This is a genomic window from Bradyrhizobium genosp. SA-4 str. CB756, from assembly GCF_000473125.1.
Taxonomy (GTDB): domain Bacteria; phylum Pseudomonadota; class Alphaproteobacteria; order Rhizobiales; family Xanthobacteraceae; genus Bradyrhizobium; species Bradyrhizobium arachidis.
This window is the reverse complement of sequence record NZ_KI421499.1, coordinates 3075824-3096935: the sequence shown is the minus strand read 5'-3', so window position 1 is coordinate 3096935 and position 21112 is coordinate 3075824. Positions and strand designations below refer to the sequence as shown.

General features: G+C 58.3%; 15 protein-coding genes and 1 pseudogene. 5 read left to right on the top strand and 11 right to left on the bottom strand.

Annotated elements, in window-relative coordinates:
• Nucleotides 1-123 precede the first annotated feature (123 nt).
• Complete coding sequence (locus BRAGE_RS54545) at nt 124-291, top strand: hypothetical protein (protein ID WP_156950859.1); 168 nt, start codon at nt 124-126, stop codon at nt 289-291.
• Between the two features lie 38 nt (nt 292-329).
• On the opposite strand, the gene BRAGE_RS48640 is transcribed toward BRAGE_RS54545, so the two are convergent.
• From BRAGE_RS48640 to BRAGE_RS48635, 3 genes are all read right to left on the bottom strand, one after another.
• Nucleotides 330-1499: a hypothetical protein gene (locus BRAGE_RS48640; RefSeq protein WP_141263149.1), complete on the bottom strand. Its 1170-nt coding sequence runs from the start codon at nt 1497-1499 to the stop codon at nt 330-332.
• Nucleotides 1500-1649: 150 nt separating this feature from the next.
• Complete coding sequence (locus BRAGE_RS0115210; protein WP_027558116.1) at nt 1650-4730, bottom strand: TrlF family AAA-like ATPase; 3081 nt, start codon at nt 4728-4730, stop codon at nt 1650-1652.
• Between the two features lie 335 nt (nt 4731-5065).
• The gene (locus tag BRAGE_RS48635) at nt 5066-9817 is read right to left on the bottom strand and encodes a hypothetical protein (RefSeq protein ID WP_051377883.1); all 4752 of its coding nucleotides are present in this window, start codon (nt 9815-9817) and stop codon (nt 5066-5068) included.
• A 577-nt stretch (nt 9818-10394) separates the two neighbouring features.
• On the opposite strand from BRAGE_RS48635, the gene BRAGE_RS0115200 reads away from it, so the two are divergent.
• Nucleotides 10395-11093 (top strand): recombinase family protein, encoded by a 699-nt coding sequence (locus BRAGE_RS0115200; RefSeq protein WP_027558117.1) that lies wholly within the window; start codon nt 10395-10397, stop codon nt 11091-11093.
• A 158-nt stretch (nt 11094-11251) separates the two neighbouring features.
• Here BRAGE_RS0115200 and BRAGE_RS52805 read toward each other — a convergent pair whose 3' ends face one another.
• Entirely contained in the window at nt 11252-11479 is a 228-nt protein-coding gene (locus BRAGE_RS52805) for a hypothetical protein (protein ID WP_084334159.1), read from the bottom strand.
• Between the two features lie 516 nt (nt 11480-11995).
• Between BRAGE_RS52805 and BRAGE_RS48630 the strand changes: the two genes are divergently transcribed.
• The gene (locus BRAGE_RS48630) at nt 11996-13234 is read left to right on the top strand and encodes a DUF418 domain-containing protein (RefSeq protein ID WP_051377882.1); all 1239 of its coding nucleotides are present in this window, start codon (nt 11996-11998) and stop codon (nt 13232-13234) included.
• Between the two features lie 29 nt (nt 13235-13263).
• Here BRAGE_RS48630 and BRAGE_RS0115190 read toward each other — a convergent pair whose 3' ends face one another.
• The 6 genes and pseudogenes from BRAGE_RS0115190 to BRAGE_RS56825 form a co-directional block, all read right to left on the bottom strand.
• Nucleotides 13264-13791, bottom strand: coding sequence for a GNAT family N-acetyltransferase (locus BRAGE_RS0115190; RefSeq protein WP_027558118.1), 528 nt, complete (start codon nt 13789-13791; stop codon nt 13264-13266).
• 202 nt (nt 13792-13993) lie between these two features.
• Nucleotides 13994-14980 (bottom strand): ABC transporter substrate-binding protein, encoded by a 987-nt coding sequence (locus BRAGE_RS0115185; protein ID WP_027558119.1) that lies wholly within the window; start codon nt 14978-14980, stop codon nt 13994-13996.
• Between the two features lie 474 nt (nt 14981-15454).
• Nucleotides 15455-16486, bottom strand: coding sequence for an IS110 family transposase (locus BRAGE_RS0115180; protein ID WP_028146285.1), 1032 nt, complete (start codon nt 16484-16486; stop codon nt 15455-15457).
• Nucleotides 16487-16808: 322 nt separating this feature from the next.
• A pseudogene (locus tag BRAGE_RS48625) lies at nt 16809-17839 on the bottom strand (IS110 family transposase).
• 108 nt (nt 17840-17947) lie between these two features.
• Complete coding sequence (locus BRAGE_RS0115170; protein ID WP_027559153.1) at nt 17948-18325, bottom strand: hypothetical protein; 378 nt, start codon at nt 18323-18325, stop codon at nt 17948-17950.
• 319 nt (nt 18326-18644) lie between these two features.
• Nucleotides 18645-18890 (bottom strand): hypothetical protein, encoded by a 246-nt coding sequence (locus BRAGE_RS56825; RefSeq protein ID WP_027559154.1) that lies wholly within the window; start codon nt 18888-18890, stop codon nt 18645-18647.
• Nucleotides 18891-19410: 520 nt separating this feature from the next.
• Between BRAGE_RS56825 and BRAGE_RS55850 the strand changes: the two genes are divergently transcribed.
• Nucleotides 19411-20076 carry a hypothetical protein gene (locus BRAGE_RS55850; protein ID WP_167336465.1) on the top strand — a complete coding sequence of 222 codons (666 nt, stop codon included), beginning with the start codon at nt 19411-19413 and terminating at the stop codon, nt 20074-20076.
• Here the strand turns inward: BRAGE_RS55850 and BRAGE_RS52790 are convergent.
• On the bottom strand, nt 19993-20184 hold the full coding sequence (locus BRAGE_RS52790) for a helix-turn-helix domain-containing protein (RefSeq protein ID WP_199820235.1): 192 nt from the start codon (nt 20182-20184) through the stop codon (nt 19993-19995). The genes BRAGE_RS55850 and BRAGE_RS52790 overlap by 84 nt on opposite strands.
• Nucleotides 20185-20249: 65 nt before the next feature.
• Here BRAGE_RS52790 and BRAGE_RS0115150 point away from each other — a divergent pair, with 65 nt between their 5' ends.
• Nucleotides 20250-20681: a hypothetical protein gene (locus tag BRAGE_RS0115150; RefSeq protein WP_027559156.1), complete on the top strand. Its 432-nt coding sequence runs from the start codon at nt 20250-20252 to the stop codon at nt 20679-20681.
• Nucleotides 20682-21112 lie beyond the last annotated feature (431 nt).

Genomic DNA, 21112 nt, shown 5'->3' with positions numbered 1-21112 from the left:
AACCGCGCGCCTGAACGCTTTGCGTTCAGGCGCTCCAGCAGCGCTACTGGCAACACTCGCGCAACTGGTGCTTGATGCCGCCTAGAAGGCGGTCATCAACGCCGGCGCGGGGCATCCGATATCGTGCTCGTCACCTTGCTGGTGGGGCGCTCTCGGCAACCCGCCAGGATTCTCGCGGCCATCAAACGTACGATGAAGAAGGCGCAGGACTCTGATCTGGATGCGCGGCTGGTGAGCTATCTGGCAGCCGTCGGCGGAGCCGCGGGAGCTGGTGAAGGGCTGGCTGCGTGAAGTAGCCCCCGCACCTGAAAGCGCGCCTCGGCGCGGGGCTAGTCGGCTTGCAAGTCACCATCGGCTGCTGCGGGCTTGGTCATCGACTCCACTTGAATGCGCTGATAGGTCTTGCCCTGCAAGACGCGCTGCACCTGATCAACGTTCCTGGCGCCCACGGCCTCGAATATCTGTTGAGCCGTGCGTCCTTTAGCAGCCAAATTACGAATGGCGAGCACCTGCCCTGGCGTGAGCACATCAGAGCGCCCCGACAGCACCTTCAGGTAAAACTCGTCGTCGCGCCACAATTCGGCTAGGAACAGGTTCGGTACGCCAGCCCTTACCCCAACTCGGCGCACATACTCGGCGATGGCCTTGTCGCGCTCCTCTAGGCTGATGTCGACTCTGTCAGTCACCCGGTGCTCGTGTAAAAAGCGCATGCCCTTGAAACCGCCGGGGATCATGTTCAACGACTTTTTTGCTTCCATAACTGCATCGACCTGCTCCTCCTCCCAAGCCATGACGCCTTGGAAAGTGTGGTTCAAGACGATCAACTCAGAACCGAGCATTACGTTGGTATCACCAGCATACGCGCGCCAAGCAGCGTGGAAGCGCTTATTGCTGCCGCCTCGGACCTCCGCCAGGTGCTCCTCCATTCGGATCAGCCAGTTCCTGCCGGTCACGCCGATGTAGTACACTTGGTCGAGAATCTCACCTGTCGGGTCTAGGAAGGTAATACTGTGGGCGTAGCCTTGGTGTCCCTCGGCTACGTCACCATAGCCCACCATCAATGGCTGAAGAGGAACGCTAACACTGCGCATCAGCCCGCTCTCCTCCTTCACCCTAATGTGCAGAACCACACGCTGATGGCCCTCTGGACGAGCGAACTGCGGATGCTCGAAGTAAGCCTTCCACTGCATGTCGGTACGCTTGGTGCTCGCGTCGTAGGTGAAGACGACATCAGCGTCGATTTGTGCCATTTCGCACACGTGGAGCTTTCTGGGCTGCTTGTTGTGTTCCAGTAGGCGTCTCGGGATGGCGCCAACTGCAGGCGCGAAGTTGCGCTCAGAATTCCTCAGAAATGCTTCCAGCTGGAAATACAACCGCGACACCGGCAGAGATCCGATGCGACCGTGGAGGACATGCCCGAGCAAAGGGTGAATAGCCTTGAGCTCAAGGTATTGCACTGGAACCGGACCAGTCCCCCGTTTAGTTGCAGGACGTTTCATGCGGCGATCCTACGCCCCAGAGCGCAGTCTCAACAGTGGCTGAGCAAGCGAATTGTTGCCCCACAGCGCACGCGGTTAGGACAACGGCTCCCCAGTCATCGGAAATGTCTGCCATTATGCAGCCTCACTTAAGGTTCTGCGCAATCGATTTCACGAAAGCGCATATTTCGACTGCCGGTTTCTGAATGCCGGCTCTGTTCCCTCCAATATCTCCACGACCCGCTCTTTCATGCTAGGGTTCTCGATGGCCCCGGCCTCGTAGTCGAAACGCTTACTTGCCTTGTCGCAAGAGGCATAGATGAGTTGTTCAGCATCACAGACCACAGCAAGGTTGGGGTTATGGGTGACGATGATCACCTGGCGTCGCTCTTTCGCCCTCTTGATGCATCTGACCAGAACTTTGAAAATCGTCTGGTTATCTAAGTTCTCCTCTGGTTGGTCGATAACGATCGGGATGTCGTCTTTATCGACCAAGAGGTAAAAGACCAACAGCAAGAGCCCGCGCTCACCAGGCGAGAGCTGACCGATATCCTGGCCATCGTAGGTCAATGAATAGCGCGGAGAGAGGTATTCGAGTCCGAAGACGAAATCGAGAACATCCTGTGCGGTTGTTCCACGGCTAAGCTGATCGGTTAGCCGAATCTCGCGGCCATCTTGCCCCTCCCGCCGGTCAAAGTGGAGCATGTCGTCGATCGTTTCTGCGAACGCGACCGCATCGCTAGGCGTGGCAAAGCTTGCCTCCTGCAACAGAGTCCTCAGAAGTTGGTTGCTCTCCTCAACGCCTGAGAACGAGCCACGGACACGCTGATTGAGCCGGTTGGAAAGCTGCTGGGCGAATCCTGACTCCTCGATGCGCACCTGAAAATCGAGGGGCAGGTTCATCTCCCGCTGTTCTGGCGAATTGACGAAACCTTGGACCGGGCCATAGAGGCGCTTGTATTCGTCGACCATGGCCTGGATCTGGCCGTGGATTTCTGTCGCCAAGTCTGACCGCGTCTTCTTCAACGAGGCAAGGAGCTCTGGAATAGTTTCTATCGATGCGATTTCCGCCTGCAGCCACGCGATTGTTGCTGGCTTGTCCAGCCCGCCAATGAGCTCCGCCTTGGCCCTCTCCCACTTGGAAAAATCCTCCTTGTAGAGAACAAACTGCCGTTGGCGCTCACCGAGTTTGCCTTTCGCTGCCACGATGGAAGCGGCAAGCTCCTCCTTTCGCTTGGCGTAACTGCCCGGCTCCTCACTTTGCAGGCTTACATCGATCGCATCGATTTCCGCATCCATCCTCTTGGCGAGCGCGTCGACAGGCTCAAGATCCACACGAAGCTGCACCAGGGCCTCGGCGGAAATGTCCGCACCAAGCCCTGCGAGCAGAGGCTGCAATTCTCCAAGGAAGGTCTCGTGCTGCTTTTTATAGTTCGTGAGAGCCTGGTGAATGCGCAGCGCGGTTGCCTGCCTCTTGGAGGCAACGACCTTTTTGTCGCGCAGATCAGCCTCCTCTTGCTCAACCTTCTTGATCTCGCCTTCCAGAGCTTGGATGCGGTCGGCGGCCTCCTTGGACTCGGCCAGAGCCTCTTCGGAAGCGCTCGGGTCTTCAACGACTTGAGGCATCGCGAGAGCGCTCAATTGCGCCTGCTTGGCTGCGAGCTGCTCCTCCAAACTCCGCTTGAACTCAGACGTTAACCTGCGCTCCGCCTCCACAATTTCTCCGTTCACTTTGGCGACCTTCAGCCGCAGCGCGTGGCGAGCTTTGTTGAATTCCGCAACCTTGAATTCAAGCAGCTCATCCATCGAGGCCTTGCCCAAATTGTCGGCCTCCTCAACGTGAGAGTAGATGATCTTGCGCAGCTCAGCGTCGAAGGTCGCTGATCCACCATCGCCAAGCTCGTTGCAGAGGTCTTCGAGGTAGCTCTGTGGCAAGTATTTGACGCGCTCCACTCCGATCGGGTCTGGATCATCGTCCAAGTCTCGCGAGGTTGGAGCGCCGTCATGCCACGTAAGCTCCGCGACGAAGTGGTGTGCGAACCTGGTCTTGGGGCTGCGGAATCTCGTGTCCTTGAGGAAAGAGAACTTCTGATGGTGCCTGGTGTTGCCCACTAGGGCTACGACGTCCGACAGCGCGCTCTTGCCACTTCCCTTGTTGCCAATGATCGCGACCAAGTCAGGATTCAACGGCAAATCGACGTTGAACCATGGTTCCGAAAGCGTCGAGTCTGACTTCTTCGTAACCTTCACCGAACGAATGAACTTGGTCTTGTTCATCGCGACGAGGGCCCGCTTATGCGGGTTGTCTCCGACATAGACCCGATGCTTGAACTCCTGGATCGCTTGGCACAGACCTTGGAAAGTTGAGTCCGCCTTAATCCAGGTGAAGCAATTGCCGATACGATCCTTGTCAGTCGAATTGCTAAGCCAGTGAGCATCCGAGCAGTCGAGCAAGTTGGAGTTGACGCCTGCCGCGCTTAGTTTCTCGCGTGCCTTATGGTAGTCTTCTGGAGATGCAGCTGCGGTGAAGACGAGCTGGGCGTCGTTGATGAGCGTCTTCTTCTCCGCAATTGAGTGATCGTCCCATTTTAGGTTCTCCCACTCGGTTTTGCCGACTGCGACGATGAGCTTGCCCTTGAGAGCGTCGTTCTCTAAAGCTCTGCGCAAGCCATCTGCGCTTACGTTGAGATTGTTAAATCCCTCGATCAACGGACTCCCATACTCCGCCCGCTTGTCTGCAGGGACCGATTCGATGATGGCCGCGCCCAAAGCTTCAATGCTTTGCCGGGAGATCACAGAATTCCATTTTCCTTCGCCAGTCGACCCTGGGAGAAGACGGTAGCTCGGAGCAATTGCGGAGATAAACTGCTGGCGGATAAAATCCGGGTCCACCTGATCGAAGATGACGTGGATGTTGATCCTACTCCAACTTGACGGAGCCCTACCGCTCTTTCCGCCCTGGACGACACCGCCGAATTTATCTAGGCGCAGCTCCACAACTGGCAGGATCAGGTCGATGTTCTTCAGCCTGCCCTGCTCGCGCTTTGCTTTCAACACCCTCTCATAGCCATCAACGAGCACATAGTCATTGATACCAATGACTTTGAATTCCTCAGCTAGGCTCTCAATGTCTGCTAAGAACGCTTCCCAAGCCTCTTCTCCGCTCCCTGGATAGTTCTGATAGAAGGACTCCGGTGTATGTACGTGCAGGTCCCATTTCTTCCACGTGGACCCCACCAAGTTCGCGACCATTCCCATCCCCATCGAATCTCTCAACCCGCAAGCGCTTTAGTCTCACCACAACTCAGTCGAGCTGTTCAACCTCGACGCGCACCGCCTTCGACGCATGGGGTTCTATAAAGCGGGCCTGTCAAAAAACGACCGATTGCCGTCACCCATGCCCGGGGCGCCGCCGCTCAAAAGTATGATGATACCACTATCGGGACGCCCAGCTGTCCGACTCTTCCTGGGTAATCCGCCTCACTGCTCCGGACGTTTCGGCATCTCGACTGGCTCACCATTTCTTGAGGGCGCTGTTAACTCCAAATCGTCCGCTCCTGCCGACGTTCTGGTTGGCGCTCCACTGCCTAGCGGCGGGGCGCGCGCTTTTTCTTCGCAGCTTTCTTCGTTGTGGCTTTTACCACCTGCTTCGCTTTCTTCTTGCTCTGCTTTTGCTTCTTTGCAGCTGCCTTGCGTACCGGCGTTGCCGGGGCTCGCGAATTCTTGCTCCGCTGTGGAGAGGATTTAGGTGTTCGCGCCTGTGCCGCTTGCACGCCTGGTTCATCATAAAATTGCCGGAGCTGCTCAGCCCTTGGATTCCGCCGGTGCTCGAAATCTTTCCGGCGAAAGCCGCTTTTGGTGAGCCAATAGACCGAGGTGAAACTCAGCGTTCCACCATATCCCTCCTGATGCTTCCTACCGCCATACACTTCTTTCTCGCCTGCGATAATCCAAACGGCTTCGAGCTTCTCGCGAGCGAGGAAGGCCAGGAATGCATCATGGTCAACAAGCGCCGCGCCGGGGCCGGGCTCGGCGGTTGATGGATCGAAAAAAAGAACGGTGCCGGCGTCATTCGAATAAGACAGATTCCGCCCATTCGAGAGGCGCATCTTAAGCCCGGCAATTAACCCTGGTCCGGGTACATTGAAACTAAAAGAGGCCTCAATTGAGTAGTCATGCCCGCCCCGTTCGGCAAGATAGTCGGTGACGGTCGGTTGAACCTCGACCGACAAATGATTCCAGTCCGCCGGCTGCATCCACGCGGATACGTCGCGATAAAGCGGATGCCAAGGGTATTCACCGATATAGCCATCGGATGACTTGTCCAGCTCTGGAAGATCGAACGTGCTATTGAACATCTTGCCCGAGAGCGCCTTCACAACCTTCCCACGATCCTCGGCCCGCACCAAAAAGCAACGGATCTCGAAGGCAGCGTACCGGTCCAGCGTGCGCTCGCCCTCCCGCATGCCCCATTGATTCCAGCGCTCGAATTCATGGATCACGAGCCATTTCCGATGCGACCGAGGCTGGGTGACGCTGAGCAAAGAAGCATCGTTCACAATATCTTCGGGAGTATCGAGCCAAGCTAGACGGGACTGCGGCGACATCGCGCGCAACGTCACCTGAACCGGCATCCACCAGGTCAGATCGCTCTGCCGCGCTTCCTTTGGTGTTTTTGACGCAAAGAGCGAGGGGTCGATATCACGCCGGCTGACCTGCCAAGGTCCTTGAAAAATGCTTGTCCCATCATCGCGGCGCCATCCCACGAAGCAGAAATTGTCCCCCAGGCGCGCCAATAGCTCGTGAAATGCAATCCATTGATACTTCTTCCCGACCCGCTCGATGCGATGCTCCGTCCGACTACCATGTCCGTGGTGTCGATCGAATTCGCCGAACAGCTCCGGGGTCCAGCCAAGGTCATGCGCTCGCTTGCAGACCCAGCGACGCGCGCGCATTTGGTCGAAGGATGGCGGCCAAAAGAAGTATCGCTTGGCGCCACGCAAATCCCTGCGCACGACGTGACGCGCCCGGTCGTTATATTCCTCCCATCCGGCTTCGCCGAGCGCCTCCCGCAATCGCTGTTCGGATTCATCTACCGCTTGCTCGTACGGGTTGACGTCTTCTTCGTCCGTGTCACCAGCGGCAACTAACTTGATGCTGAATTTGGTGGGACCAAGGGGCCCCTGGTTCGCTCGCCATGCGTCGCATGCAGCAATTAGCTCGCGCAGTCGCACTTCCGCCACCGGAAGCCTCCCGGCGAGTCCGTTGACCCAATCAGAGTAAATCTGCTGCTGGCTTTGTCCGACGAGAGCAATTGAATACGAGCTGAATTTTCCAACCGGCCCATCCATGACATAGCGCGCAAAATCGCCGTCATTGACGGCCGAGCCAACGATATCGTCACGAAAGACCTTCCCCGGGCCGTATTCCTGCGTGTAGGTGCCGATGATCGCCTCAGGCACCTCCTCGATGCCGGACGCATTGCGGTAAGGCGGCCGGGCGCGTACCACGTCAACGACGGCTGGCAAGACATTGCGCGTGCTCGCAAGCTCGACGATGCCGCGTGCGTGGTCGCGGATGAGCACATGGACCAGAGTTTCCTCACGATCGAAAACGCACCGGAACACAGCTTCCGCCAATTCCGCGAGGCCGTCCGTCGCCATGCCCTGCAAGACCGCTCCATAAGCCGCGGCCATGACCCGGTCGAGGACATAAAGGTCGTCGATATCCTGAAAGCGGCGAACAAGGCGCGCGGCCAACATCAAGCGTTGCGCCAACAGCGCCGCCAGCGCTTTTGTCGCCCGGTCCCGAATAAGCCGGTGGCTGGTCGTGAATAGCCAACTCAGCGTGATTGCCGCAAGCTCTGCGCGCTGGTTGTCGATTGTTTCGAACCCGTTTTGCAGGGTCCAGCTAATTAATGTTTCGATGGGACTGTCGTCGTCGTCCCCCTCCTGGGCGATGTATATGGACCAGACCTTGTCCCGTTGCGGCATCGAATGCCCGATGAGCCTTCCATGCAGGTATTCCGCATTGAATGCATTTTCCGGTTCGCTCGCGATGCCGAGCAAGGTCCGCATTGTTTCGTTTCGGCCCGACAGGCGCGAGGCATCTTTCAGCAAGTCCAGCGTACGTTGCGTGAATGCGCGCTGTTCGCGCCAGAGGACGCTGCCAAGAAAGGCACGCAGGAACAGGGATTGGTTTCGTGACTTTCGTATGGCATCCGGAAGTTCCAGGCCGCACCGCTCCGGCAACTGGGTAGCCATCGCTTCTAGCACACCCGCGTACTTATAAGCCTCGGCGCTTTCGAGATATGTCCCCAGCGGCGTTCCGGGCAGAAAGGAATTTGCCGGCGTCGTGGCGTCAAGATGCCTATCCAGAAGCTGCCGCGCGATGCGATGGTCGCTATACCGTTCAAATGAAAAGCGAACGATATGAAGGATTCTCCCGTCGTCTCCCATGACAGGTTCATCCGCAAGAACACCCTCGCTGACAAGCCGGGTGAGCAAGCTCCGCTCAAAAACACCGTGCGCCGGAAAAATCCCCTCCATCAGGGAGTCCGCTTTTTCGTATTCGAGGTAGCCGCGCTCGCCCTGATCAACGGCTGTTGCGAGCGCTTCAAGCGCTTTTGCGGCGATACCAAGCTTGTGATCGAGCCCAAGTTGCCGCTCGACAGCTTTTGCAACAGCTTCCGAATAGAAGCCAAAGATTTCGGTGACCCCGCGCACACCGCGCGGGAATTCATTGAGTTGCTCCTTCTCCAAAAAATCGCAGCACGTCTTCAGGAAGAGCGGATTCTCAAATTCAGGAACAAGGTTAGGGGCGGCCATACGCACAATGCCGCGCTTATCCAGATAGTAGCGGGCCGCTTCGGCAGCACGACCGGCGAACCCGACATGCTCAACCTCAATCAAATCCGGCCCGGTTCCCCCAGGTATCACATACGGCAAATATGTCGTCCGGCATGACAGCGCGATGGCCACACGCGGGAAGTCCTCGATGGTCTTGAGAAAGGCGGCCAGGCGGTGAGACCAAATCGCGATGCCATGCCGCTCATTGATGGCATCGATAAAGATGACAGCGCGCGTACCCGCCGCTTGCGCAGCGGCGTCGAGTGCACCGAGAAATTTCTCGGTAGATATTTTCAGATCAAGCTGCTTGACGATTTGAGCCCAGGGGTCGTCATCGATCAGCGTGCCGCCGAGTATAAGAACCGAGGGACGACCATTAGCGACCTGATGATCAACCGCGTCGCCAAACAGATGCGATTTGCCAATGCCGGCCGGGCCCGTGACCAGCGCCCGTCGGCCGTTCACCAGACGCCAGCTATCGCCGGTTACGCCTTCGAGGATGGCATCCACAGCTTCTTCGAGACCGCGCATATCGTGGTAGAGGTAGCGCACATCCTCTTCCCGCTTCGGAGGCGGAGGATTGATATTGCGAACGGCCCGCATCGCTTGCCCGCTCGCAACCAGCGCATCGCTCCCCAGCGATCGAAGGCGTTCAACTGGAAATTCATAGGCTGGATCATCGGGCGTCGCCGACAGCAGCGAGCTGAGCGCGCTGGTCGTTGCTTCCACCGCCGCGATGTTGGCCGCTAGTATAGCGCCGAGGTTCAACCGCTCCAGACGATCAACTACGTCGTGACGGGCCTCCTCGAGCTTCTCACCCCATGCCTGCACCTCATCGAGGAGAACCGGGTCGCGGCAGAGCCCGAGGATGGTGCGGCGGATCGGCAATTCAACATTTGTTTCGGGCGTGTAGCGCTGACCCAAGCCACTGCGCGCCCGTTCGAACCGGCTCGCGAACCATGCCGAGGTGAGAAAGGTCTCATCGAACCAGAAAGCCGCCCGACCTGAATAGAGCGGGTTGTCGCGGCCCAATCGTTCCACAAGCTCAGAGTGTCCCCAAAGCTCGATGCTAAGTTTGCGCTTCGCTTTCGTTGCTGTCGCCATCCATTTTTTGACCCAGTCCCGCCAGCGCTCAAGCTGGGTCTTGCCCTTGCCGGAACGCTGATCGAACAGATCAATGGGAATGCAGACAATGTACCGATTGAGCCGCGGATGCTTCGCCAACGCCTGTTTGATTGATTCGTCAAGCTGCGCGACCTGGCTTGAATCAAACTTGAAGAAATACTTCGTCTGCCACCCCGCTTCCGTACCGTCACGGTGCCGCATAAAGCATTCGACGCCCGCGTCCGCTCCAATGCCTTTCCGATAAAAAACATCATCCGGTGCGCGCGGCTCCAAAGCCGCAAGCTGCGAGCACAATTCCTCGAAAGCGTAGTGTTGCGAACCCCCAAAGGAACGAATGCGCTGAAAGTCGAGATTGATTACTGCCACCCGGGCGCCCTAATTGTTGGAATGACGGCGATGCCAAACGATACAAGATTCGACCGCATTCCCCACCAGTGGCTAAAAGTAAGAAAGTTGGCCCGACAAGTGCTGAATTATCTGGTTGGGGACCGAAGCGCTCCGGTCAGGGCCGCACCGATGATGGCTGGCCCCCCTTGAGTTTGCTCTGGACGTGTCCGGCCGGAAAACGCGCCGCCGACGTGCGGCCGAATTTTACAAACTGCTGCGTTCCGGCCTAGCCCATCTGAGGGGGCACGCTAAGGTGTTCGTCTCACCGGATCTCTGTCAATGTTCCAACTCTCATAAATCCTGACACTCGTCGAAGGCACGCAGTTGATTCCAATTCGTAGCTTGTTTCCGTAGCTGCCCGCTGATCTTTCCGATGAGCTGCGGCACATTTCCAATAATTCAAATGCTTAGGTGTCAGAGTTTGGAGGAGCCCCGTTCCGCCAACGTCCGGTGCGACCGCCCCACCCTCGCCCCCACGTTGACGTCGTGTCCGCAAAGCAACGCTTTCAGCTGAAGCCCGTCGACCAGCAGAATTTCTCAAGAAATCCGTACAGAAATGAAGGCTAAGTCTGTGCGCTGCAACACAAAAATGGTGGAATCTGTTGCGTATCTACGCACTTCATCGGCGGCAAACGTTGGTGCTGACAAGGACAGTGATCGCCGACAGCGCGCTGCAATCGAAAGCTTCGCCAACGCGAACGGTTACGAGCTCGTCGGCGAGTTCTACGACGCGGCGGTCAGCGGTGCAGACCCGATCGCAGAGCGCCCGGGTTTTGCAGCGATGCTCGACCGCATCGCCGGCAACGGTGTCAGGACCATCCTGGTCGAAAGCCCAGATCGCTTTGCGCAAGACTTGGCGGTCCAACTCGCCGGATATGATCATCTCCGCAGCCTCGGCATCACGCTGATTCCCGCGAGCTCGCCAGACTTCTTCATCGAGGACACACCAACAGCGGTATTAGTGCGCCAAGTGCTGGGCGCCATCGCGCAGTTCGAGAAGGCAACCACGGTGGCGAAGTTGCGCGCCGCGCGTCAGCGCAAGCGTGAGGCGGTCGGCGAGGTCGAAGGCCGGAAAAGCTGGGCGGAGCTCAGTCCAGAGCTGGTTGCCACAGCAAAGCGTCTACGGCGGCGATCGCCGAAGGGCCACCAGCGCTCATTGCGTGAGGTCGCCGATGAGCTCGCCAGATTGGGCTTTACCAACGAACGCGGAGCGAGATTTTCAGCATCGTCGGTTGCTTCCATGGTCTCTAGCTAGACGTGCCCTACGCCTGGCCATACGCGATGTCCGCTTAACCCTTAACAGCGCCCCCAAGACGAACATCACTTCAAGTCGGAGAAGGGCCAGGATCAAGCATGGCTCTAGCACATTGGCCTGACCAGATAACGGGCGACGCCTGAGACATTGGTTTCAACTCAGATGGCAGCTCCGGCCAGCAAGAACGCGCCGCCAAGCGCGACCATCACAAGTCCAGGCCAGTTCGATTTGATGCCGAAGCCGCTGCCCGGTCTTTCAGGCTCCAGCGTGTCTCGCCCGGAGCGACGCCACTTTCCACCGCTGAGCCGGCTTCGCCAGATGGGCTGAAATGCAATTTGGAGCACGCCGCCGAAAACAAGGAGCACACCAAGCCATATGAGGGTCACGCTCGCCTCCTTTACCCGCCAACGCCGAGAGGTTGCTGGACCGAGAACCCCGGTCCATTCAGCATCTGTCCGCTGCTTTCGGAATCAGACCGACCTTGAAAGCCTCGTCTTCGGGCGTTCAATAAGTTCGTAACTGGGAACGCGGGTGCTTTCCTGCCATGATTCCAGAGCAGCTCCGCAGATTGCGCAGACCGCGTCACCTGTATGCGGTACCAAGAACTTCTCTTCGGTGCGTCTGTACTCAGCACCGCAAGTGCATTGCACAACTGTCACCATGCTGGTGATATGTGCTTCCGATCAGGAATTTCCAGCCGCAACTTTCCTTGTCCTCTCGCGAGTTTGGCCGGCGCTTTAGGGAAGTCCGTTTGGGGTCATAAGCGGCAGTCGAGGCAAAGGCGCCCCGCGTCAGGTTCGCGGCCGATAGCCGACATCCGAATTGGCTCAGCGTTGTTCAGCTAAGGGCCACTTGCGGAATTGAAGTGACCGAAGGTCTTCCACGATCTATAGTCGTGGTGCATGACCGCTGCAATCGATGAGAGCCGTTCCAGTCCCGTCAATCCATTCGAAAGAATCGGAAGCATCGATGCGCTTCGTGGCGTGGCGTTGCTCGGTGTCCTGGCTATCAATATTGTCACGGAATTTCGTGTTTCCATTTTCGAGCAGTTCCTGCCCGCTGCACGGCCCGCAGCTCCGCTGGACCGGGCTGTCGAGACCGTCTTGATGCTGGCGGTCGACATGAAGGCTTTTGCGCTCTTCTCGTTGCTGTTCGGATTAGGTCTTGCAATTCAGTTCGAGCATCTTTCGACGAATCCGCATCGCGCACTTCTCTTGTTTCGTCGTCTGATCGTGTTGTTGGCGCTCGGATTCATTCACCTATGCCTCATTTGGAACGGTGACATTCTCACTGAATATGCAATCGCGGGCCTAATCTTTCTGCCATTCCTGTTTGGTCCCCGCTGGCTCTTGGCCAGCGGCGCGGCGGCGTTCCTGGGACTGTATCTGGCGCTGCAGGTGTGGTCACCGCCTGGATTATTTCCGAGTTTTGCTGCAATCCAACGCGATGTGCAGGAAGCCAATCTCGTCTATGCGTCCGGCAGCTTCTGGGAGGTGATGACATTCCGGCTTCGCGAAATCCCTCTGATCGTTCCTCTGCACATCTACGTCTTCCCACGCACCATAGGGCTGTTCTTCCTTGGTGCGTTCATCTGGCGGAGTGACGTTTTACGAAAGCCAGACCGGGCGCTCTTATTCTCAACAGCGGTCGCATGCGTTGGTCTCGGCGCAGCTTTGATCTTTCTGAAAGTCAACGGCGTTTTAGCGAGCCGCAGTCTGGACGCGGTGGCCACACCCGCCGGCACGATCCTGCTCGCTCTCGGTTATGGTGCAACATTCGTCGCCGTGGCCGAACTAACGAGCGGAAAAACGCTGCTGGGTTGGGCTGTGCCGTTGGGCCGGATGGCATTCACGAACTACCTCGCTCAGTCCGTGATCTTCGGTTGGATTTTCTACGGATATGGCCTCGGCCAATTCGGGCGCCTCGGCGCGGCCGAGGCGCTGGCCATCGGGATTGCCGTGTATGTCGGCCAGGTATTCTTCAGCGCTTGGTGGCTAAGGCATTTTCGATATGGCCCGGTCGAATGGTTGTGGCGAACGCTCATGTACGGTACGCAGCAGCCGATGGCTTTGAAAGGATCTACGTCCGCTGTGAGACGGGGATGTAAGGCTTCAGGCTCCAGAAGGCGATATCTAGGATGACCGCTTCAGGCCGGACGGCGACTTGGACATCATAGCTCCTTGGTGAAATGATAGCGCCGAATGCCCGCACCGAGGGTCTTGTTGCTGGGTGCAACCGCGACCTCCTCGCGAACCAACTGATATTCAGCGGCTCTGTAAAGCGAAACTGCTTCGCGCTGTAGCTCAGAGGTGCTCAAAACCATCCGAGGACAATTGAGCTTGCGACATTCGTCCTCTGCGAACCTCAACATCTGCCGGGCAATACCCCGGCGGCGAACGTCGGGATGGACGTACATGCGGCGCAACTCCATCCCCGCAGATGAAGAAGGTTCAAGTCCAAACATGCCAACGACTTTTTTGCCGACGACTGCCACCCAGAATCCGCCTTGTCGGCGTCCGTAGTACTGGCTTATCTGGCCGACTTCTTCGTCCAGAGATATTGCAATGTACTGCTCGAACGCTTCCGACAGATGAGGAGGCGCGAGGAGCCGATTGACCCCGACAAATAGAAGACGCACCTGCTCTGCGTCCTCTTCGGTAAACGGCCGTATGATGATCGAAGGTTCCGACCGATCCATCTGCGCGGGTCCCATCCTACGGAAAATGGCAAGATGTGCCGTCCATATTATGGGATTTGTAAATGTCCGCTACTGGTCAAAGGCGGCCCTCGGCGGCCAGCATGAACGTAGTCGGCTCATCTGTCGGAAGCGGACAACCTCGCGGTCTGGGTCAACGTCAGCCCCGGGCCAGAAGCAGACCGATGCGCTGCGATGGCCCGGACTATTCGATCACCTCGTCAGCGCGGGCGATCAGAGTTGGTGGGACATCAATGCCGAGTTCCTTTGCAGCCCTGAGGTTGAGCACCAACTCGAATTTGGTGGGCTGCTCGACCGGAAGTCCGGCTGGCGCTGCGCCCTTTAGAATCTTGTCAACATACTCCGCGGCCCGACGGTAAATCTGCCGCTGGTCTGGCCCGTAAGAGATCAATCCGCCCACCTCAGTGTAAGCTCGTGGTCCATAAATCGCCGGCAACCGAGCCTTGGCCACAAGTTCAACGATTGCTCGCTTGGCACCCAGCAAAACGGGGTCCTCTAGGATTATCATGCTGGCCGCGCCGGACCTACTCGCTCCGTCTATCGCAGCCGCCACCTGATCGATAACCCGTGCCTCAAACACTGTCAGCGGTTGATTCAGAGCCAAGGCTGCAGATTTTAACTCACTTAGCGCGAGCACTGTGTAGGGGGTATCAGGGTTTGCTAACACCGCGACCAGCTTTTTGCCCGGGACGATTTCTTCCAGTATTTGCAATCGCTTCGCGGTAATGTCCTTCGCCTGGGCGCTCAAGCCAGTCACGTTTGCGCCTGGTTGATTCAGGCTTGCGACCAAACCGGCACCAACCGGGTCGCCCACCGAGGTGAATACGATCGGAATGCTGGTTGTTGCGGCGATCGCCGCCTTTGGCGCAAGTGTGCCGAATCCGGCAATTATAACGTCGGGCTTTGCGCGAACTATCTCTGAGGCCAGTTGCGGCAGGCGCTCTGCATATCCTTCGGCGGATCGATAATCCACGATGATTGTTTTGCCCGCGCTGTACCCAAGCTCTTGCAGCCTTTGAAAGAGAGGCGCCGCTACGGTCGCGTCTTCATTTGGAAGCAGAGCTAAATAGCCAATGCGGTACGGCGCCCGTCGGGCTTCCGTTGCGAAGGGGAGCAGCATCGACATAACCGCCGTGTGAACTACAAGAGCGATCACCTTCCGCCGCTTCACGGAACACCCCCTCATCACTAATCGCATCATAATGCAAAAGGATGCCGACGTGAAAGGAGGGTCTGATGAATATCGAAGGAAGTCTGCTTCGGGTCAATTCCGACGGTTTGGCCCGGTTTTATTTGGGTCCGGTCTGCCCCTGATAGCCGACAGATCCTCGGCTGTAGGGATGTGGCAGCGATGGGCCATGTGTGGACGTATATGGCCCCCGCCCGATTGCAACGGCCGGCTTGATCAGGATCGACGGTCACAACTGCAGACGTATATCCGGCTTCTTGATGCGGCTGGACAACGTCTCCGCCGCGAGCCTCGATGGTTTTCGCCCGCTTCCACCTCAACGGCCCCGAGACATCGGCGTAAGCCGTGCCGGTCCACACATCAGGTTCGGGAAGCGACGGGGTGACCGTTTCGCCATCTCCTGCCATTTGTTGCAATTGCCGGGTGAGACCTCCTTTCCTTGATTGCCGCTTCGCTTCAGGCCGCCTTCACCGACAGCGCCGGCTCATAAGCTGCGTCGCTTGTGAGCATAGCCCACACGATCCGCGCATTCTTGTTGGCAAGAGCCACGGCCGCGACATTGGGATGGCGCCGTTGCCGGATTTTGCCGAGCCAGAGGCTTCGCGGATCCTGCTTGCCAGCGGCCCGGCTTAAAGCGGCGCGAGCTCCGTGAATCATCAGCGTCCGCAGGTATCGATCGCCGCGTTTGCTGATGCCGAACAAGCGGGCCCGCCCTCCACTGGATCGCTGCTTCGGCACCAGGCCAAGCCAAGCCGCGAACTGGCGGCCGTTCTTGAAACAGCTTCTATCGCCCACGGCGGCGATCAAGGCTGTTGCTGTCACAGGTCCGACGCCTTCGATTTTGCCGAGCCGCTGGCACTGCTCATTCGTACGGTAGATTTCCCTTATCCGTCGGTCATAGGCTGCAATGCGGGTATCAAGCGCGGACAACTCCTCTTGCAATTCCCTCATGAGCGCTCGGAGCATCTCGCTGAGGCCGTCATTGATGTTCCCTACGATGACAGCGAGGCCGCGCCGCAGCTGCGCGATGTCACGGGCAATGACAATGCCATGCTCGGACAGAAGACCGCGAATCTGGTTGACGAGCCTGACCCGGTCGGCGACCAGGCGTCTGCGAATGCGGTGGACAGCCTGTACCGCCAGCTGATCGGTTGATTTCGGTGGCACAAAGCGCATGGACGGACGGCCGACCGCTTCGCAGATGGCTTCCGCATCGTTCTGGTCGTTCTTGTTTGACTTGACGTATGGCGTCACGAACTGAGGACTGATCAGTCGGACCTGATGGCCAAGCGCCGTGAGCACGCGAGCCCAATAGTGGGCCCCGTTGGAAGCTTCCATGCCGACCAGGCAGGCCGGTAAATTGGCGAAAAAGCCGGCCACCGCATCGCGACGCAACCTCTTTCGTACAACGACCTTCCCGTGGTTGTCGACGCCGTGAACTTCGAAGACATACTTCGCCAGATCTAGACCTACCCGAACGACCTGCATGATATCCTCCTTCACTGCAGTTCACGCTCAAGATTCCACCGCGGCGAGGGCGGGGTCCATACCATTGGCTCCGGGTTGGCAAGAAGAATCTTCACTTTGCGGCGTTGGTCGGAGCGGCCATGTGTTCGGCCTGTTTGCGCGGTTCACATGACCGCTGGCCATAATGCCCTCCGCGGATCAGGTCCCGGTCAAAAGCACGCATTCGAAGATGCTGTGGCCCAGGTGGGTTGTCCTGATCGCCGGATCGACCGGCGCTGCATTAAGTGCTGTTCGCCCTCCCAACCGTTACGTCACACCGGACGTCCGGTGTAGTCGCGCCTCGTCACGCCGTGAGAGCGGCGGGTTCATGGTAACGTTCGTCCCTTGCCATCATCGCCCAGGCCATCCGGGCGAGTTTGTTGGCGAGCGCAATGGCGGCGACCTTGGTGGGTCGCCGGGCCAACAATCGAGTGAGCCAGGGCCGATGATCGGTGCCATGGATCTTGGCATAGCGGATCACGGCGAGCGCGCCAGCCGTGAACAGGCTACGCAAATAGCGATCGCCTCGTTTGCTGATACTACCAAGCTTGTCCTTGCCCCCGCTCGAGTGCTGCTTCGGCACGAGCCCAACCCAGGCCGAGAAGTCTCGTCCCGATCGGAAGGCCGTGGGGTCAGCAATACTGGCGACCAGAGCTGTTGCCAGCGTCGGACCGACGCCGGGAATCGCGTCCAGCCGTTTGCTCGTCGCGCTTGATCGATGCCAGGCGACGATGCGTCGGTCGAACTCCAGGATCTGGGCCTTCAGTGACTGCAACTGACTGCCGGGAGCCGTCAGGCACACGCGCGCCACCTCCGGCAGCCGGTGGTCGGCTGGATCGGCGACGACTTCCAGCAGCTGCTCGACACCCCTGCGCCCGACCGGAGCAACAATCCCGAACTCGGCCAATAGGCGCGGATCGAATTGATGACGGCGGTCTGCTGGCGGATGAAGAGATGGCGCGCCCGGTGAAGCATCAGACAGCCCTGTTGCTCGATCGTCTTGGTCGGCACGAACCGCATGTTGGGCCTCGTGACCGCCTCGCAAATTGCCTCCGCATCGGTGCTGTCGTTCTTCTGTCGCTTGACGTAGGGCTTCACATAAGCCGGCGGCATCAATCGTACCGTATGCCCCAACGTCTGCAGTTCGCGGGACCAATGGTGCGACGACGCGCAAGCCTCGATCCCCACCAGGCATGGCGGCAGCTTCTGGAAAAATGCCAGGACCTGCCGGCGCCTCAGCTGACGGCGGACGACCACCCGGCCGGCGGCATCAACGCCATGCACTTGAAAGACCGACTTCGCGATATCCAGGCCGATTGTCGAAATTGGCTGCATAGGCTGCTCCTCCGAATCGTGGGAGCCTCAAAACGGCGCCCACTCCTTGGCACTCTCGTGCCGGTGGAGGAGCCGTCCACAGCATCACAAGCGGAAGTGCACTGGGTCTCAGACTTGAGAGCGCGACAAGTCCAGCGTGAGGGAGACCACGACCAGAGCAAGAATGAACAGAGCAAAGATCGATATTTTCACTATTCGGCCCCAGTCGGTGACCGCCCGCGCCAACAACGAAACGGCAACCAGGGACGAACAACCGCCGGCACCGATGGCTAGGGCGTCCGCCTCGCGAGTGAGAGCCAGCGGGAGCTTCAGTCCAATGTAGACCACGAACCCCGCCATAAAGATCGACCAAGCCACCCATCCGACCGAAAGCGCTTCCTCTAGCGATAGCTTTCGACCAAAGAACCACTGAGGGCGCGACACCATGAATGCGGACGCGGCGAGCACGGCCGCAGAGACTATCCCGATGTGTTCAGCAGCCGTCATGCGTTCCCGAAGTGGTTCACTACATCTAGTTGTGCCGACTTAAGCGTCCGTAACTGGCTCGCCCACTTCTGGCTAATCGCTTGGCGTCAAAAGCGGCCGTGGCGCACCATGCCGCGATTGGTCAGCTGAGGGCCATAACCGGACTAAGCGTCCGCGCGCGAGCGACGGTGCGCCAGCCAATAGTCAATCTGCCAACCCTCGTAGCCAAGCAATTCGCAAGAGCGCCGTTCGTGATCTTCGGACCATGGTTCGAGTCCGTTTAGGAGCGCGAGCATGGCGTCTATCCGCCCCTCATGGTCGGGTACGATGCCCTCATAGTTCAGCCGACTGGCAGCCTCGAACAGCTCCTGCCCTCTCCTTCGTGGTGCTCACTATAGAGAACCGGAGGGTCGAGCATATCGACAAGCTCTTTCAAGAGCTCCTTGCGCTTAATCTGGGGTTTGCTCCTTAGATCCTCGCCGTTATGGAAGAGAATGTCGAAGGCGTAGAATAGCATCCGGTCCTGACGACCTTTAGCCAAGTCAGCTTGCAGTTCGGAGAAGTTAGTTCCGGCCTTGTTGGACAACGACGATCTCGCCGTCGAAGATTGTCCGGCTCTTCACTCTGAAGGAGCCGGCAAGATGAGAGCACCGATGGGTCCAGTCGTGGCCATTGCGGGTGAAAATTTTCGCGGAGCCTCGATCGACGTGGACTTGACCCGGTAGCCGTCGAATTTGATTTCGTGAATCCGTTGTGCGCCCGAAGGAGCCTTGTCCTTCCGGGTCGCCAGCTGGGGTTTAATGAACCCCGGCATCAAAGCCTTGGTACTCCTCGCCACGCTACGCAACTCACAAAAGAAGACCCGCCGCCGGCGAGCACCAACGACGGGCAGATTACCCACTAGCAAAGCGAGTCTTCAAACTTTCGAGGTCTCGGTCCGTTCCAAACACAACCGCAATCCCGGTTTTGCGGTTGTATTTTTGCGGTCAACCCGAACGTCTGCCGAACGGCCAGCGACGCCGTCAATATTGCGGACGCCTCAGCAGCTCGGGCAAGCGGGAGATTGCCTTGGCAATCCGCCTCGCCTCCTCGCGCGAGAGAAACTAATGCGCGTACTGGTGGCCATTGCGGTGCAATTCCCCGCGGTGCGGGACGCACAGATGAGAAGCCGCTGGCCTCCTTCACCTCGAAGCCGTCTTTTCGCTCCTCTATGGTCCATGGTGGCGGGAAGCGCCGGAGATTGTCCATCACGCCCTGCGGTGCGCTGGCGTGCCCTTGATCCTCTTCCCGGATGCATAGCTTTTCAAGTTCAGGCCCTGCTCGGAGAGAAGCCGGTCGCTCTGCTCGCAAAGCCCTTCCAGCTTAGCCTCCATCCGTTGGAGCAGCGATTCCGCCGAGGCGGTGCCAATTCCGGCGCGCTGGAGCTGAAGGATTTCTTTGCGTTGGCGACCAATCTGCGAGCGCATGTGCTCGATCTCGGCACGGACGTATTCGATTGTGGGCATGGGCAAACCTGGGATTTCGCCCAAAAGAACAAAAGAAGAACTAAGAGTCAAGATCCTCTGGCACTGGAGCTTTCGGCGGAGCTTCTTAATGAGTTCTCGCAGGTCGTCGGCATATTGCGCAGTGCCTGGTCAGAGCTCCGTGCTGGGGGATTGCAGTTAGCGACGGCGGCCTGCCTCACCTCTTCAAGAGCGCGTCTCTCTCCCGTCCAGGAGCATCCATGGCTCTACCTTAAGTCCTCGGGCGATGCGCGCGATATTGTCGAGTGAGACATTGCGCTCAGATCGCTCGACCCCGCTCAGGTAGGTCCGGTTGATGCCGCACTCATGTGCCAGCGCCTCCTGGCTTAGGCCACGCTCGGCACGCAAGCGGCGCATGTTTCTCGCCAGCACATCCCGGAGCGGTCCCTTGTGAGTCTTTTTCACAAGGTGGATACCGCCAAGTGACCGCTTTTAAGGCCACCGCTTTTAAGTTACAATCGCTGCGATCCGCCGAATACTTTGATGACTTCATGCGCTTGGCTGAAATTTTTCTGGGACGTCGTTGGTGGGCCGTACAGGTAATTGACCGTATGGGTCTGTTTGCCGGCACGCGAAAGGCAACTGTGCTCATAGACCTGCTCATGTGGGCAGCGAATACCGATTCCGTCGAGATGAGAGGCTTCGGCAAGAAAAGACGTGATCAGATCCTCGGCTGGGCGATCATTATGTTCAATAACCCAACTGCGACTGAGAAGCTGGCCCGAGACGCCCGAATTTCAGAGCAAGAAGCCTATTCCCTCCTGTTGGCCATGAAGGAAGCTGCACGAAAAGTAGCGGCAGACGAGGGACTCGAAACGCTCGTCTACATCGCAGATGAGTCAGATAGTTGGTGAGGGTTGAAGGAGGCGCACAATGAGGAACGTGGAGCGTACCCCGGCTGGATTGCAGATGGTGATCCCGGGCTGCGACCGGCGGACCCTTCCTCGGTCGACCACGCGCACCGACGACTTAGGCCAGGGGCTGCTCGGCTTCTACCAGCCCCCCACTCAGCGGGAGCAGCTCGATCAGTGGGCCGATGCACCATTGCGCCCAAGTAAGGGACAGAAGTCACTGCCCCAGACGGGTCTCTTTGGTTGCCACTCTCTGCGGAAGCTGACTTCCTAGGCGAAAGGATTGGCGCCGCGGGCATAGGTTTGCGTCCCCCGGGGTGTCTCACCGGCCAACCGGCACGGGTGTCTCACGCTAAGTCTTTCGCCCAATTGGGTTTCCGCCCTGGCGAATCCTGAGACACCATGTCTCATCTGGTGCGCGCGGTGACTCGCGG

Excerpts from the sequence above, each read along its gene's own strand:
- BRAGE_RS0115210 (WP_027558116.1), bottom strand. The coding sequence starts at position 4,730 with ATGGTCGCGAACTTGGTGGGGTCCACGTGGAAGAAATGGGACCTGCAC.
- BRAGE_RS48630 (WP_051377882.1), top strand. The coding sequence starts at position 11,996 with ATGACCGCTGCAATCGATGAGAGCCGTTCCAGTCCCGTCAATCCATTC.
- BRAGE_RS0115170 (WP_027559153.1), bottom strand. The coding sequence starts at position 18,325 with ATGACGGCTGCTGAACACATCGGGATAGTCTCTGCGGCCGTGCTCGCC.
- BRAGE_RS0115190 (WP_027558118.1), bottom strand. The coding sequence starts at position 13,791 with ATGGATCGGTCGGAACCTTCGATCATCATACGGCCGTTTACCGAAGAG.
- BRAGE_RS55850 (WP_167336465.1), top strand. The coding sequence starts at position 19,411 with ATGCGCGTACTGGTGGCCATTGCGGTGCAATTCCCCGCGGTGCGGGAC.
- BRAGE_RS48640 (WP_141263149.1), bottom strand. The coding sequence starts at position 1,499 with ATGAAACGTCCTGCAACTAAACGGGGGACTGGTCCGGTTCCAGTGCAA.
- BRAGE_RS0115180 (WP_028146285.1), bottom strand. The coding sequence starts at position 16,486 with ATGCAGGTCGTTCGGGTAGGTCTAGATCTGGCGAAGTATGTCTTCGAA.
- BRAGE_RS0115200 (WP_027558117.1), top strand. The coding sequence starts at position 10,395 with ATGAAGGCTAAGTCTGTGCGCTGCAACACAAAAATGGTGGAATCTGTT.
- BRAGE_RS52790 (WP_199820235.1), bottom strand. The coding sequence starts at position 20,184 with ATGCGCCGCTTGCGTGCCGAGCGTGGCCTAAGCCAGGAGGCGCTGGCA.